The organism is Mucilaginibacter sp. SG564 (assembly GCF_013149275.1).
Classification (GTDB): domain Bacteria; phylum Bacteroidota; class Bacteroidia; order Sphingobacteriales; family Sphingobacteriaceae; genus Mucilaginibacter.
The window spans coordinates 1,157,376-1,173,190 of the sequence record NZ_JABGNA010000001.1 but is presented as its reverse complement, the minus strand read 5'-3'; the positions used below and the strand labels follow the sequence as shown (position 1 = coordinate 1,173,190).

Below are 15,815 nucleotides of genomic sequence, written 5' to 3'. Positions count from 1 at the left end.
TAACCGCTGATTATGCGCTTTAAAAACAAAATAAACGCTGTTAAAAAAGGATTTTATTTCACCACTGCGCTTGTATGCTCGGGTATAGTAGCAACGGCCCAAACAGGTGTGAAAGCGACTGCAGTAGCCAAAGTTGATAATGGACAAGTCAATGCTTTTTACATCAATAACCGCGCACCGCTGCAAAAGCAATATTTTACCAAATTACCCGTTGGGAGCATCAAAGCAGGAGGCTGGCTAAAGAAAGCGCTGGAGCTGCAGCGAGACGGCCTCACGGGCAATCTGGGCGAGATCAGTATCTGGCTATCCAAAACCAATAATGCCTGGCTCAATAAAGAGGGTAAAGGTGAGTATGGTTGGGAGGAACTTCCGTACTGGTTAAAAGGCTATGCCGATATCGGTTATATGCTGAACGATAAAAAGATGATTGCCGAGGCCAAATTCTGGATAGACGCGGTACTGAACAATCAACGGGATAACGGCGATTTCGGTCCGGCGAGGACAAACAAGGGCAACCGTGATCTGTGGACAAACATGCCGATGCTCTGGTGCCTGCAATCATACTATGAATACAGCAAGGATCCGCGGGTTATCCCGTTCATGACCAAATATTTCAAATATGAGCTGTCGATTCCGGATGATCATTTTTTAGAAGATTATTGGGAAAATAGCCGCGGCGGTGATAATATGCTTAGCGTATACTGGTTGTATAACCGTACCGGCGATAAATTCCTGCTCGACCTGGCTACCAAGCTCGACAGGAACACTGCCAATTGGCGGCAGACTAACACCCTGCCCAACTGGCACAATGTAAACGTGGCTCAGTGTTTCCGTGAACCGGCTACCTATTATCTGCAAAGCCATGACCCTAAGGATCTGAATGCCACCTATAACGACTTTAAACTCATCCGCACCATCTACGGACAGGTACCCGGCGGTATGTTTGGCGCCGATGAAAACGCCCGTAAAGGCTATGACGATCCGCGCCAGGCGATAGAGACCTGCGGTATGGTGGAGCAAATGACATCAGACCAAATGTTGCTGGGTTCAACCGGCGATACTTTCTGGGCGGAGAATTGCGAAGATGTAGCTTTTAATACTTTCTCTGCGGCTTTCATGCCCGACTACCGTTCGCTACGCTACTTAACTGCACCGAATATGGTGGTGAGTGATAGCAAAGACCACCACCCTGGCATATCTAACGAGGGGCCTTTTTTAATGATGAACCCCTTTAGTAGCCGCTGCTGCCAGCATAACCATGCGGCAGGCTGGGTTTATTACGCCGAAAACAGCTGGATGGCCACTCCGGATAACGGTCTTGCCGCACAGCTGTATACGCAAGGAGAGGTAAACGCTAAAGTAGGTAACGGTACACAAGTAAGCTTGACAGAAACCACCAGGTATCCATTTCAAGATCAGGTGGATTTTGCAGTTACTACGTCTAAACCAGTAAGTTTTCCATTGTACCTGCGCGTTCCTGAATGGAGCAAGGGCGCAAGCGTAAAAGTAAATGGCGTTGCCGTACCTGTAAACGCTGTTGCCGGGAATTATATAAAGATCAATAAAGCCTGGAAAAACGGCGATAAAATAACCCTGCATTTACCTATGCAACTCAAAGTTCGCGAGTGGGCGGCCAATAAGAACAGTGTGAGCATAAATTATGGGCCGCTTACTTATTCACTCAAAATTGACGAGCAGTATACCAAACAAGATGGCCGGAAATCAACCCAGGGCGATTCGCACTGGCAAGCCAGTGCCGATCCGCAGAAATGGCCCTCGTATGAAATTCATCCGGCATCAGCCTGGAACTACGGCTTGGTGATCGATGAACAGCACCCGGAAAAATCTATCGAGATCGTCCATCGTAGCTGGCCGAAGGACAATAATCCTTTTACCAATGCCAACGCGCCTATTGAACTGAAGGCAAAGGGACGTCAAATTTCGGGTTGGACGATAGACCAGTATGGATTGTGTGGCGTGTTGCCTCAAAGTCCGATAAAAACGGATAAGCCAGTATCTGAATTAACGCTGGTGCCTATGGGTGGCGCAAGGTTAAGGATTTCATCATTCCCGGTTGTAGAATAGTTGACAAAATGAAGTTAAAAGGCCTTCTGATATTAACAGTCCTGACTTTGTTATCGATTGATAGTAAGGCCCAGAATAACCCGGCTATAACTCATCAGCCGCCATCACCGCTTTACCGTGACCCGGTATATGACGGTGCTGCCGACCCAGTATTGGCTTATAACCATACCGAGAAGGAATGGACGATGCTGTATACCCAACGTAGGGCCAATGTGGAGTCGCCGGGTGTGGCCTTTTGTTATGGTACGGCCATCGGAGTAGCTACTTCTAAAGATCACGGTCATATCTGGGTTTATAAAGGCGCGTTAAATCTGGAGTTTGAACAAGGGCAAAATACCTTTTGGGCTCCGGATGTGGTTTATGAAAACGGCACCTATCATATGTTTGTGGTTTATATCCGGGGCGTTTACAGTCAATGGGGCGGCGATTCGCACCTGGTGCATTATACTAGCAAGAATTTGTGGGACTGGAAATATGTTGGACTATTGAATCTGCCCGATCATAACATTATCGACCCTACACTTATCAAATTACCCGATGGTAAATGGCACATGTGGTATAAAGATCAGAAGCTGGGCAGCATTACCATGACGGCCGAAAGCACCGATCTGGTCAACTGGAAAGCTGACGATAAACCGGCCATTGGAGGTAAAGCACATGAGGGACCTAAAATTTTCCAATTCAAAAACTATTACTGGATGATCACCGACGAATGGCATGGTCAGCGGGTTTATCGTTCCAATGATGCGAAAACCTGGGAGCGACAGGGGCTCGTGCTGGATACACCGGGACATCGCCAGGAGGATACACCTACCGGCGCCCATGCCGATGTAGTGATATCCAATGATCATGCTTACATTATTTATTTTACCCATCCCGGCCGGAAAATGCACCAGGATGATGGAGGGTTCGATAAGGACGGAACATATTCCTATTCATCCAAACGAACTTCAATACATGCCGCAGAACTTGAATTTACCAATGGCACGCTTACCTGTGATAGGGATAAACCATTTAATTTTTGGCTCGACGATATCAAATAATGATCATGAAACAAACATTCGCCTGGTTGATTTTGCTGTTTATCCCGTTGGTGTCGATGGGGCAGATGGGCCTCGTGTGGGATCAGTCGACGCTAAAACAAGTGGCACCGCTATCTGGTAACAAGAGCGCCAACTATGCCCGTATGATACAGCTGCATAATGGTAACCTCCTGTGCGTGTATGAAAGCGATGGCGGCGTGGAGTGTACGCAAAGTCATGATCTGGGTAAAACCTGGCTTAAACCGGTGATTATAGCTTCCACAATTAGCGGTGTAAGTATGGCTGTGCCGGAGATATTGGAATTAAAAGATCATTCGTTGCTGGTGTCTTATAATCCGCGCCCTCATAAAATAAATGATAGTTGGGATACCACTAAACATTTTGCCATCCGCACCAAAAAAAGCTACGACGAGGGCAAAACCTGGCGCGATGAACGGTTGATATACCAGGCCAGCTATCAGTTCGAGGATGGCTGCTGGGAACCAGTGCAAATACAGCTGCCCAACGGCGAAATTCAATTGTACTTCTCTAATGAGGGGGTTTATACACATTCCAACGAACAAAATATATCTATTTTCCGGTCATCTGATAATGGCTTAACGTGGACTCAAAAACCAGAGATAGTTTCCTTTACGCCGGGTCACAGGGATGGTATGCCCGTGCCCATTATACTAAAAGGGACAAAAGAAATCTTGTTTTCCATTGAAGACAATGCAGATCGCCAGTTTAAGCCATCCATTATCCGTAATAGTTTTAGCCAAAACTGGCAAAAAACGGTAGGCGCTAACGATCCTGAACGTACTTATGCCTTAACACCCAGGCTACCCGATACCGTTTATGCCGGGGCGCCATATCTGCGTCAATTACCAGGCGGCCAAACGGTTTTATCCTACCAGAGCACTTTTGGCAGGAACGGCAACTGGGAGTTGGCCTGCATGCAGGTAGCTGTAGGCAATAGTGAGGGCAGGGATTTTTTGAATACAGCTACCCCATTTAACGTCCCACTAAATAAACGTGGATTATGGAATTCATTATGTGTACTTAACGATGGCAGCATTATCGCCCTTACCTCAACCGATGCTTATAATAATTATACAGCTATTTGGATGATCAAAGGACATTTAATCAATAAAAAAGCACTTATTAAATAATAACACATGCAAAACAAACTGAAATTACTGGTCATCGCATCGATCATCCTGCTCCATGTGGCGGCTTCGGCACAGCAAAAGACTCCGGCACAGGTATGGTCGGCACAAAAGGCAAAAACATGGTACGCGAAACATCAATGGTTGGTGGGTAGCGATTTTATACCCAGCACAGCCATCAATCAGTTGGAAATGTGGCAGGCCGATACTTTTGATCCCAATACCATCGACAAAGAGTTGGGCTACGCGCAAGGTATAGGTATGAATGTAATGCGTGTGTTTTTACACCACCTGGCCTGGCAGCAGGATCCCGAGGGCTTTAAAAAACGCATGGATCAATACCTGGCTATTTCCAGCAAGCACGGTATTCAAACCATGTTTGTATTTTTTGATGATTGCTGGAATAAGGAACCCAAAATAGGGAAACAACCCGAGCCAAAGCCGGGTATCCATAATTCAGGTTGGATGCAGGATCCTGGTCAGCCGGCTTCTGAGGATGCCGCCAATTTTCCCGCGCTCGAAAAATATGTAAAAGACGTGTTGAAACGTTTTGCAGCCGATAAACGCATATTACTATGGGATCTGTATAACGAACCCGGCAACTCTGGCAAAGGCGATAAATCCTTACCCTTATTAAAATCTGTTTTTAAATGGGCAAGAGCTATAAATCCAAGCCAGCCGGTAAGCGCGGGTGTATGGAGCTGGGGGTTGGAAACCCTGAACCAGTACCAGGTAGCCAATTCGGATGTGATCACCTATCATGATTATACTCCAGAGGCTGATCATTTAAAAACAGTGCAGTTTTTGAAAATGTATGGTCGCCCGTTGATCTGTACCGAGTATATGGCGCGTCCGCGCAATAGTTTGTTCAGCACGGTATTGCCCATGTTGAAGAAAGAAAATGTTGGGGCTATTAACTGGGGTTTTGTATCGGGCAAAACCAATACCATTTATGCCTGGGATACGCCGATACCGGATGGCAGTGAACCCAAACTATGGTTCCATGATATTTTTCGCAAGGATGGATCGCCTTACAAGCCGGAAGAAACCGAACTGATTAAAAACCTGACGGGGAGAGGGAAGTGATTTGTGGATGTGTAGATTACAGATGTGCAGATTATGATGAAAATAAAGCTTAAATACCTATTCCTTTTATTAACCGTAGTTTGCTTGTATACGAGGGGGTATGCACAGCAAACAACTGCAAGTAAAATTCATGTAGTATTGGATCGGGATTTTCCCGATCCAACGGTTATTCGCGTTGGGTATACCTATTATGCTTATGCTACCCAAGGGATGAGCAATGGCAAAATGATGAATATACAGGTAGCTTCCTCGGCCGATCATGAGCATTGGAAATATGAGGGTGATGCATTACCGCAGAAACCTAAATGGGCGTCAAACACACAAAGCTTTTGGGCGCCTGATGTGTTTTTTGATGCCCGGCTAAAAAAGTTTGTCATGATCTTTTCTGCTGATCCCGATGAACTGACCGGTAAATGCCTTGCTGTTGCCTATGCTGACAACCCGCTGGGCCCATTTACAGATAAGGGTGAACCGCTGCTGCGCGGATCGAGTTTTCATTGTATAGACCCCAAAGGTTTTGTCGACCCAAAAACGGGTAAGCACTTTTTGTACTGGGGCTCGGATTTTGAACCTTTACGTGTTCAGGAAATGACGGATGATTGGTCGGCTTTTAAACCGGGCACGAACGCCACCGCCATTGTATACCCGGGTAAGGACAAAACCTACAGTAACCTGGTTGAAGGTTCCTGGCTCGATTATGATAAGGGCACTTATTACCTGTATTACTCCGGCGATAATTGCTGCGGTGCCAAAGCCAATTATGCAGTTATGATTGCCAAAGCCGATAAACCAGAAGGCCCTTTTATCCGCCTGGGAGAAAGTAACGGATCTCTGAACAGTGTAATACTGGAAAAAGACGAAGTCTATACCGCGCCGGGCCACAACTCTATATTTCAGGACGAAAAAGGTAAAAGTTTTATAGCTTATCACGCTATTGAAATAGCCCATAAAGAAAAAGGCCGGGTCATGTGTATCAGTCCGGTTCAATATCGAAATGGCTGGCCTGTGGTGGGGAAATAATGGGGAAATGAAAAGAGACGCAAATATGCGTCTCTACAGAAAAGAAAATGTAGAGACGCATATTTGTGTCTCCAGAATGTGTCTTTATTCTGCTAAAAAGTATAAACCACCTTGCCAGATAAAAACCTGCCGTTGAAACCAAATTGGGATACGGCGCGGCTATACACAAAGTGACCGTTTGACGTATTATCACGACCATTGGTGTAATTCTTTGTGGGATCGCCGCTTAGGTTGTGCTCATTATCGCGTGGGTCTATATAGTTTTTATCCGGGTAAACATCAAACAGGTTGTTGGCGCTTATGGTAACCCCCAATTGTTTGATCACTTTATAACTTATCGCCAGATCTGTCACCCATTTGCCGGAGTAGGTTTGATCCATCTGTAAAGGCAGGTTATTGGTCGGAATGGTCGGATCAACCGAATTGAGGTAGGTTACCTTGCCGAAATAAACCGATCTTAACGAAAAATCGAACTTTTTGATGTTATACAAAGCGCTCAGATTGATCTTACTGGCCGGTACCGACGATTCAAAACGCGAGCGCTCCGTACGGTCGAACAGTTTGCCCTTTAAGGCCGCATTACCCTCTATAATGTCCGAACCTTGTATCGAACGTACTTTGGTCTGGTTAAAGTTAGCCGCTGCCGAAAGTGTTAAAGTGCTGGCCGAATTGATGCTGATCCTGTCGGCCAAAACAATATCCAAACCTTTGGTACGGGTGGAGATAGCATTGGTGAAAAACTGTACGCTGTTGATCTGGCCGTTAGGGTCAACTGTATTCAATATCTCGGCCACGGCGGGTGTAGCCCGGGTAAACTGGCTCGAGAACACGATACGGTCTCGGATATCTATCTGGTAAGCATCTATCGTAAATGTAAACCCAGATGTAATCTTACCGGCCAAGCCTAAGCTATACGATTTTGATTTTTCAGGTTTCAATGATCCCACGCCAAATTTCCGCACAATGGGATTGTCGTTATTCACGGTTAATACCTGGGTAGGGTTGCCGCTCACAAACTGTGTACTCTCATTATTAAAATACCGCTGGGCTAATGACGGAGCCCTGAAACCTGTGGCGATGGCACCACGGATGGACAATTGATCGATCACTTTTACTTTACCGGTGAATTTATAAGAGAAGTTTGAACCAAAGTCGCTATAGTGCTCATAACGGCCTGCGGCTTCTAACATTACACGCGGGCCAAATTCTGCCTCGTAGTCGGCATATAAACTTTGGTTATTTCTTGATTTGTCTATAGCATTGCTGGGCTTAAAGCCTGGAAATACCTGTGCGCCCGCAGCAGCCGGAGTAGTACCCACTAATCTGCCCGGGATGCCCTTTGAAGGCTGACCGAAGGAATAAGATAATTCCTCACCGGGTTTTATTTCATAATTGTCAATGCGGTACTCGGCACCGTAAGCCATATTTAATGAGGTAAGGAAACCGGTAAAATCGTACTTGCGCGAAACATCAAGGTTAACCGTGTTTTGCTTAAAGATCAGTTCACCCGCTTTGAATGAAGTAGGGCTGGTGCCTATCGGTAATGAGGCATTCAGGGTATGATCAATGGTGTAGCTCAGGTTGTTTTCGCCAAAGGTATTGCTCAGGTCATAGGTCCAGTTGCTGAGTTTTCCTTTAATTCCACCACTTGCCGAGATATCATTGATAGAAGTATTGATAAAGGGCAAAAAACCATCGGGATAAATAGTAGCGTCGATCTGGGTAAACTGGTTTGGTAGACGAATAAATCCTGCTGCCGACCCTGTTTTATGTGTGTAACCCGTTGCGAGGTAAACACTGGCCCAATCGGCTACACTATATTGGGCGTTGGCAAAGCTTCCGAAATTTTTGGAGTGGGAGTTCCCAACCATCATATTATCGCGGTTAAAGCCATCAGCTTTAGCTTTGGCGTCATCGGCGGCTTTAATGCCCGCAAAACGGGTTTCAAAATCGGCCTCAGACTCATTGGCTCCTTTAGTAGGCAATGCCGAATAGATCAAAGGGTGGGTGTCCAGGCCTCCGCGATTGGTTGCCCCACGATCGAGGTATTGGGCGGCTACGTTCACAAAACCTTTCCCGTTCAAGTCCCAGCCTTTGCTGCCGTCTATCTGGTAGGTTTTGCCATCGGTATAGGTATTTCCATTTGTTGATGTGGCCGACTGTCCGTAGCTGGACGATATCACCAATGGAGTAACTTTCTTCAATACAATATTGATCACCCCGGCAATAGCGTCCGATCCGTATTGGGCGGCCGCACCATCGCGCAAAACCTCTATGTGGTCAATAGCAGCGAGTGGGATAGAATTCATATCGGTACCAACGGTACCACGGCCAAAGGTGCCATTGATATTTACCAAAGCGGTGGTATGGCGCCGTTTGCCATTCACCAGTAACAATACCTGGTCGGGCCCCAGACCCCTTAACGATGCCGGGTCGATGTGGTCGGTACCATCAGCCACGGTTTGCCGGTTGGAGCTGAAGGAGGGGGCTATATAATTTAATACCTGGGTAATATCCGTTTGCGGAAAGCTGCGCATCTCTTTTGCCGAAATCACATCTACCGGTACCGGCGATTCGATATTGGTGCGCGGTTTGGTTGATCGTGAACCAACTACCGCCACCTCATTAAGCGCGTTGCTCAAAGGTTTGAGGCTAAAATCAAGTGTCTGGGTACCACTGGTAATGGTTACATTGGTGGTTTGGGTTTCGTACCCGATGAAGGAAACTTTAAGCTGATAACTGCCCTGTGATATTTTGAGGGAGTATTCACCTTTTTCGTTTGACGAAGTACCTTGCGAAGTGCCCACAACCGAAACACTTACACCCGGCATGGTTGCGCCGTTTGCCGCATCGGTTATTTTTCCTTTAATGCCCTGGCCAAATAATATATTAGTGCTGGCCAATAACACCAATAATAATGAAGTTTTAATGTACAGAATTTTCATAGTTAATAAGATTTGCGTTTAATATAGCGATTTGTATCAAAAAAATACATTATAGTTATGGTTAATTAATTATAAATCAATTTTATTGTTGCTGTTTGTAATAATTATTATTAAATAGTACAGGTATAGAAGATAGATAAGGCTGTACCAGATATGTTGTTTGCTGTGAGGGATTTATAACACGTTTATACCCAAAATACCTCGTTCCTGTACTTTATTTTTTTGTTGCGGATAGATTTTGCTGCTTTGGGTAATAAATAAAAGCCAAATTGAAAAAAAAGCTATCTCTATCCCTTTATTGGAAATGCCAGCTCATCGGCTGGTCGGTGGCTGCGTTGTATTGGGGGTATACTGGTATCACCGGGACGCTCGCCGTTATTATAGCTCAAGCGATGACGTATGAACTAGCTTATAAAAAGGACGGAAATATTAAAAATTCACGAAAATGGCCATTTTTGACCTATTTCTGTCAATATTACATGTATAAATATTTCGGAAATAATTCCTTGCTGAATTTGCTGATAACCCCCTGATTAGTAGGTTGAATTATCTTAGTGTATTGAATACAACTATTTGATTATCAGCTATTATATATTTTGAATTGCGTCTTTGTAGTCTTAGTTTTGCCCCAAACCAATAACAAAATTAATGTGATATGGGACAAATCACTGATAAAAAAACAAGCTTACAAACGGAATTTCCTGAGCTGAACAAGGCCCAGGAAATTCACTATCAATTATCACCGGATGATTTGATAAAAGTCGCCCTGGAACGCAAAGAAGGCTATTTAACTGATCATGAAGTGTTAGCTATCGACACCGGTGAGTTTACCGGCCGCTCGCCAAAAGATCGTTTTATTGTAATGGACAGTGTGACAAAAGATACCGTTTGGTGGGGTGATATTAATATCTCGGTGGATGTGGAAGTGTTTGATAGTCTGTACACTAAGGTGATGGCTTACCTGTATAACAAACCTGTTTTTGTACGTGATGCTATGGTCTGTGCCGAAAAAGATAGTCGCCTTACCTTACGCGTGATTACCGAAACAGCCAGTCAAAATCTGTTTGCCTATAACCTGTTCCTGCGTCCGGATGGGGTTATTAATCCGGAATGGACGATCGTGTCAGCGCCTGGCTTTAAGGCCGATCCGGCTGTGGATGGTACCCGTCAGCATAATTTTTCAATCATCAACTTTACCCGAAAAATTATCCTGATAGGAGGGACGGGTTACACCGGCGAGATCAAAAAAGCGGTATTTGCCGTGTTGAATTTCCTTTTACCTCGCCAAAACATTTTGCCCATGCATTGTGCCGCTAATAAAGGTGTGGATGGTGATACGGCCATCTTTTTTGGTTTATCGGGTACCGGGAAAACCACACTCTCTGCTGATCCTGACCGACAGCTGATTGGCGATGATGAGCATGGCTGGGGCGAAAATTCGGTATTTAACTTTGAAGGGGGCTGTTATGCTAAAATAGCCGGACTGACCGCCGAAAAAGAGCCGCAGATATATCATGCGATGCAGTCTGGCGCGCTTCTGGAAAATATTTGTTTTAAACCCTGGTCAAAAACGGTTGACTTTGATAACCTGTCCAAGACAGAGAATATCCGTCTTTCGTATCCGATGCATTTTATCAGCAACGCGATAGAACCGGCAATCGGTGATATCCCGAAGAATATATTTTTCCTTACGGCCGATGCTTTTGGCGAGCTGCCTCCAATTTCTAAATTGACTAAGGAGCAGGCCATGTATTATTTTCTTTCGGGCTATACGGCTAAAATTGCCGGAACAGAATATGGTATTAATGAGCCCGAGGCTACTTTCTCTGCTTGTTTTGGCAGGGCATTTCTGCCCTTACATCCCACTAAATACGCCGAAATGCTGGGCGAAAAACTGGATAAGTACCCACTGAATGTTTGGCTGGTGAATACCGGCTGGACAGGAGGATCATACGGTACAGGCGAACGTATTAAGCTGAGTTATACTCGCGCTATGATCAAGGCCGCACTCAAAGGTCAACTGAATGACGTAAGTTATCAAAAGCTACCCATTTTTGATCTAATGATACCGGAAAGCTGTCCCGGTGTGCCATCGCAGATACTGAACCCCGCAAATACCTGGGCCGACTCTTATGATTACGAGGAAACAGCTAGTCACCTGGCTGAACTTTTCCGTAAAAACTGCAGCCAGTATAAGGGCTTTTCTGATGGAATGCTTTGCTCTGTTGGTCCCAACATTACAGCTGTTGGATAATAAATAATTGTGTTTCGTTTTTCAAATAACAAAGACCCGGCAAATTGCCGGGTCTTTTGGTTTAATGTTTCTCTTTAATATGGTTTGTCATCCTGAGCGCAGCGAAGGATCTATTCAGCGGCATTTCTATCGTATAATAGATTCTTCGCTGCGCTCAGAATGACAATTTTTTACTTACCCCGCCAAATCCATACTTATTTCCTCTTCCACGGCATCGGCCATAAACTCTTCGGCCTTGAGCACCATTTGCTCGGAGCCTATAAAAATAGGGGTACGCTGGTGCAGGGAAGTGACATCCAGTTCCATGATGCGGTTTTTACCATCTGTGGCCCTGCCACCAGCTTGTTCAATAACAAACGACATGGGGTTGCATTCGTAAACCAGTCGTAATTTACCGCCTGGGGTAGCCGCTGTAACCGGGTAAATGAATATACCACCCTTGATCACGCTGCGGTGCAGATCAGCTATCATAGAACCCACATAACGTGAACTGTAGGGGCGGTGAGTAGCTTCATCCTCTACCTGGCAATATTTGATGTATGATTTTACTCCTTGCGGGAAGTGCACATAGTAACCCTCGTTGATAGAGTAGATAATACCCGTTTTAGGTATTTTCATATCCGGGTGCGACAGGCAGAATTCGCCTATGGATGGATCCAGCGTAAAGCCGTTAACGCCCTTGCCTGTGGTATAAACCAGCATGGTTGAAGTACCGTAGATCACATAACCCGCGGCAACCTGGTTTACGCCTTTTTGTAAAACATCCGTCAGCGTTGCCCGGCCGCTGGTGCTTTGCCTGCGGTATATAGAAAAAATAGTACCCACTGATACGTTTACATCAATATTAGACGAACCATCCAATGGGTCAATAGCTACAATATATTTGGCATCCAGGGATACATCGGTATCCAGCATTACAATCTCTTCATTCTCTTCCGATGCTACAATGCAGCACTCCCCGCCACTTTTAAGGGCTGTTATAAATTGCTCATTGGCGTAAATATCCAATTTTTGCTGACTTTCGCCCTGTACGTTGGTACTGCCTGCTTCTCCCTGCATATCCATTAAACCTGCTTTGTTTACCTCGCGGTTAACAATTTTTGCCGCGATACCTATATCGCGCAGCAAACGCGAAAGCTCACCTTTAGCGTACGGAAAATCCGCTTGTTTTTCAATGATAAATTGCCCTAATGTTTTTGCTTGTGCCATAGGCTTAGTGTAATTTTTACGTATTAATTTGTTGTTGGTTTGCTGACAAGATAATCATAAAAAAGCCTAAAATGAAACAATTTGGCAATATTTATCGTCGATAACGATTGCGTAACTGGATTTGATAGTGTAAAAATGGCTACTAAAAGGTGTTAGCAAGGTGTATTATTCACCGGCATATGTCCAGGCACTTTCATAGGCATCCAGGCGTTCGGTATAGTCGATAAGATCGGCATAAAATGGCAGCCTGGTAAGGGTGGAACTGTCCCCTATAACTACCAGTTTCTTCCGGGCGCGGGTCAAGGCTACGTTCATCCGGCGGATATCTGAAAGGAAACCGATCTCGCCTTCGGAATTACTCCGCGTCATGCTGATATAAACCACATCGCGTTCCTGTCCCTGGAAACTATCCACCGTGTTTACCGAAATATAACTGCTGTAAGGAAGTAAATCAGGATGGGCAGCCAGCAACTCATTCAGCACCCTGATCTGTTCTTTATAAGGCGCGATAATAGCAATAGAAGGGAAATTGTCGGTGCTATTTAAATTGCTAACCAGCTTATTAAGGTGCTTTAATAAAAACACGGCCTCTTCGGGGTTGGCTACGCTGGTGCCCTGCTGCTGTTCATCAAAACCACAGCCCGCGGTATCTACAAAAGATACAGGCATATCTCCGGGGAAAAGCAAACGCTGCGCTACAGAAGTATGTGCTTTCAGTTTGCTCTGGTAAAACTCTGCTGATGAAAAGCCCATGATATCCTGATGCATACGGTATTGTTCTTCCAGTAATACTACAGCTTCTGGATGCAGGGATGCACATTTTTCGAGCAGGGTAGTGCTCAGTCCATTTTTGGCCGCCTCTGCCGATTTGATCGTCGGTGGTAGCTGGCAATGGTCACCCGTCAGTATTACTTTTTGCGCTTTTAGTATAGGGATCCAGCAGGCGGGTTCCAATGCCTGACCGGCTTCGTCAATCACTACGGTATCAAACCTTACATCGCGTATGGTATAGTGATTTGCGCCCACCAGTGTAGCGGTGATCACCTGGGCTTTACTCACCAAATCGTCAACTATGTGCTGCTCGGAGGCGGCCACATCCTTCATGATCTTATGCGCTTCATTAAACAAGGCCTTGCGTTGGTCGCGCTCTGCTTTGCCAAAGCTGCGTTTGTATTTGTGGGCCATGTCCTTGTAAGCACTGGCCTGTTTTTTGAGTTTTTTGATCTCTTTGTTATCGTCATGTTCGGCAATCTTGCTGTCGAGCGTTAAGGACAACAGTTTTTCGGATACCCGGGCCGGATTACCGATGCGCAATACATTTAGCCCCTCGGCTGTTAGTTTCTCGCTGAGCAGATCAACCGCGGTATTACTTGGAGCCACAACCAAAACCTGTTTTTTATTTTGCCCGATAAGCGCTTTAATAGCCTGTACCAGAGTAGTGGTTTTACCCGTGCCCGGCGGCCCGTGAATAACGGCCAGGTCTTGCGCCGAAACTATTTTATTAACCGCCTCTGTCTGCGACTCGTTTAAGCGTGGAGCGGAAACAGGGGCGGTAGTATTAAATACAGGAGCTTTCTCGCCCGTAAGGATCTGGATCAAGCGTCCTTCCTGTGGCTTTACGGCTATGGCCGAAGCCTGTTTAAGGGCATTCTGCATTTCGTCGTAACTATTGTTATCAAAAAGCAGATCGATGCCGAGTTTGCCGTCGCGGGTCCAATCTGGCAGTTCGTCGGTATATAGGGTGATTTTTAGGCGGTCGCCGCCCTGGTAGGTGATGGTGCCTTCCGCACGGTCGGTCTTTGGATCGTGATTGGAGAACAGGGCTGCAGGTACTCCAAAACGCAACTGGTGAGCCAGGTCCTTATGTGTAGTTCGTTCAACCTCTACATTGATATAATCGCCCCGGCCGGGCTCGGTTCCACGAATGGCTATAGGATACCAGCTAAGTCCTTGTGCCCGGCGGTCGGCAGCTGATGAGTTTTCGGTTAGTTTAAGATAAGCGTTACGGTCCTCCTCTTTTTCTTTATTCAGCAGATCAAGGAGCCTTTTGAAATAATCCATTGCCTGCAAAGGTAGAGATTTTTGGGAGTAAGGATTTGGGGAACTTTCGGGAGCAAAGAGCAAGGATTTTGCGAATAACGATTCTTGGAGTAAGAAACTATTTTCAAAAATTGTAAGGGACTGTTATGCAGAACGACTAACTCTATAGTATAAATCTAAAATAGGGGAGGAATATGGATGAATTGACAAAAATAGCGTACAACTGTCGCAAAGCCACTCGTTTAATTGAGAAGAAGCTGATTGACCACTTAACACTTCGCGAAAAGCTGGAATTGAAGATCCACCTGGCCGGCTGCTCGGTATGCAGGGTGTTTGAACAGCAAAGCTCCATGATCAATAAAATGGTGTGCGAGCTGTTCCATCCGGCAAAGATCAGCGAATTGAAGCTGGATGATGAGTACAAAAAGCAATTGCAAAAACGTATTGAAGAAAAACTGAACAAGCATTGAGATAAAAATTTACAAAATAAAAAATTTAGATAATTAATATAAGCTATAGATTTTCAACTATATAAATTTTATAATTGAATGAAAGCTTTATTGTTTTGCTCCGCATGATTTTCGTTGATGAATTAGGTATGGTATCCTGTTTGAAAATTATGCTATCTATGCGGCATACCAAAACATCAAAGTCCTTGTGCTTTTTATTTCTATATTTGCCTCGCTTTTGGTTCCCCAGGCCTTTATGATTTGGGGATTAAAAGGGAATCCGGTGTAATTCCGGAACTGTCCCGCAGCTGTAAGCTCTGTTAACCGCTATCCATTCTATAGCCACTGTTTCGATATGATCGCGACGGGAAGGCCGGGTAAGCGGGGAGTAAGTCAGAAGACCTGCCATTGCATGATATGTATTCATAGCTTTCGGGGATTGAAGCTGGAATGAAGATACCTCACGTTGTTGCGTATTTCCATTGATGGTACCCTGTTGGCTGTTTGTTTAATTTTTTCACGAACAGAACGTATTG

10 protein-coding genes and 1 riboswitch are annotated in these 15,815 nt (G+C 45.3%); of the genes, 7 read left to right on the top strand and 3 right to left on the bottom strand.

Annotated elements, in window-relative coordinates; translation table 11 throughout:
- Positions 1-12: 12 nt before the first annotated feature.
- The 5 genes from FHW89_RS04435 to FHW89_RS04415 are packed head-to-tail and all read left to right on the top strand — an operon-like array spanning position 13 to position 6,382.
- Positions 13-2,085 carry a beta-L-arabinofuranosidase domain-containing protein gene (locus FHW89_RS04435; protein WP_172333768.1) on the top strand — a complete coding sequence of 691 codons (2,073 nt, stop codon included), beginning with the start codon at positions 13-15 and terminating at the stop codon, positions 2,083-2,085.
- Between the two features lie 8 nt (positions 2,086-2,093).
- Entirely contained in the window at positions 2,094-3,128 is a 1,035-nt protein-coding gene (locus FHW89_RS04430; protein WP_172333767.1) for a family 43 glycosylhydrolase, read from the top strand.
- Positions 3,129-3,133: 5 nt separating this feature from the next.
- Positions 3,134-4,279, top strand: coding sequence for a sialidase family protein (locus FHW89_RS04425; protein WP_172333766.1), 1,146 nt, complete (start codon positions 3,134-3,136; stop codon positions 4,277-4,279).
- A gap of 6 nt (positions 4,280-4,285) precedes the next feature.
- Positions 4,286-5,362 carry a cellulase family glycosylhydrolase gene (locus FHW89_RS04420; RefSeq protein WP_172333765.1) on the top strand — a complete coding sequence of 359 codons (1,077 nt, stop codon included), beginning with the start codon at positions 4,286-4,288 and terminating at the stop codon, positions 5,360-5,362.
- 33 nt (positions 5,363-5,395) lie between these two features.
- The gene (locus FHW89_RS04415) at positions 5,396-6,382 is read left to right on the top strand and encodes a glycoside hydrolase family 43 protein (RefSeq protein ID WP_172333764.1); all 987 of its coding nucleotides are present in this window, start codon (positions 5,396-5,398) and stop codon (positions 6,380-6,382) included.
- A gap of 92 nt (positions 6,383-6,474) precedes the next feature.
- On the opposite strand, the gene FHW89_RS04410 is transcribed toward FHW89_RS04415, so the two are convergent.
- Complete coding sequence (locus FHW89_RS04410; protein WP_172333763.1) at positions 6,475-9,327, bottom strand: TonB-dependent receptor; 2,853 nt, start codon at positions 9,325-9,327, stop codon at positions 6,475-6,477.
- 655 nt (positions 9,328-9,982) lie between these two features.
- Here FHW89_RS04410 and pckA point away from each other — a divergent pair.
- The gene (gene pckA, locus FHW89_RS04405) at positions 9,983-11,581 is read left to right on the top strand and encodes a phosphoenolpyruvate carboxykinase (ATP) (protein WP_172333762.1); all 1,599 of its coding nucleotides are present in this window, start codon (positions 9,983-9,985) and stop codon (positions 11,579-11,581) included.
- 174 nt (positions 11,582-11,755) lie between these two features.
- Here pckA and fbp read toward each other — a convergent pair whose 3' ends face one another.
- Together fbp and FHW89_RS04395 are read right to left on the bottom strand one after the other, a co-directional pair.
- Positions 11,756-12,790: a class 1 fructose-bisphosphatase gene (gene fbp / locus FHW89_RS04400; RefSeq protein ID WP_172333761.1), complete on the bottom strand. Its 1,035-nt coding sequence runs from the start codon at positions 12,788-12,790 to the stop codon at positions 11,756-11,758.
- A gap of 165 nt (positions 12,791-12,955) precedes the next feature.
- Positions 12,956-14,851: an AAA domain-containing protein gene (locus FHW89_RS04395; RefSeq protein ID WP_172333760.1), complete on the bottom strand. Its 1,896-nt coding sequence runs from the start codon at positions 14,849-14,851 to the stop codon at positions 12,956-12,958.
- Between the two features lie 173 nt (positions 14,852-15,024).
- Between FHW89_RS04395 and FHW89_RS04390 the strand changes: the two genes are divergently transcribed.
- Entirely contained in the window at positions 15,025-15,300 is a 276-nt protein-coding gene (locus FHW89_RS04390; protein ID WP_172333759.1) for a hypothetical protein, read from the top strand.
- A gap of 201 nt (positions 15,301-15,501) precedes the next feature.
- A riboswitch (cobalamin riboswitch) is annotated at positions 15,502-15,704 on the top strand.
- Positions 15,705-15,815: the final 111 nt, after the last annotated feature.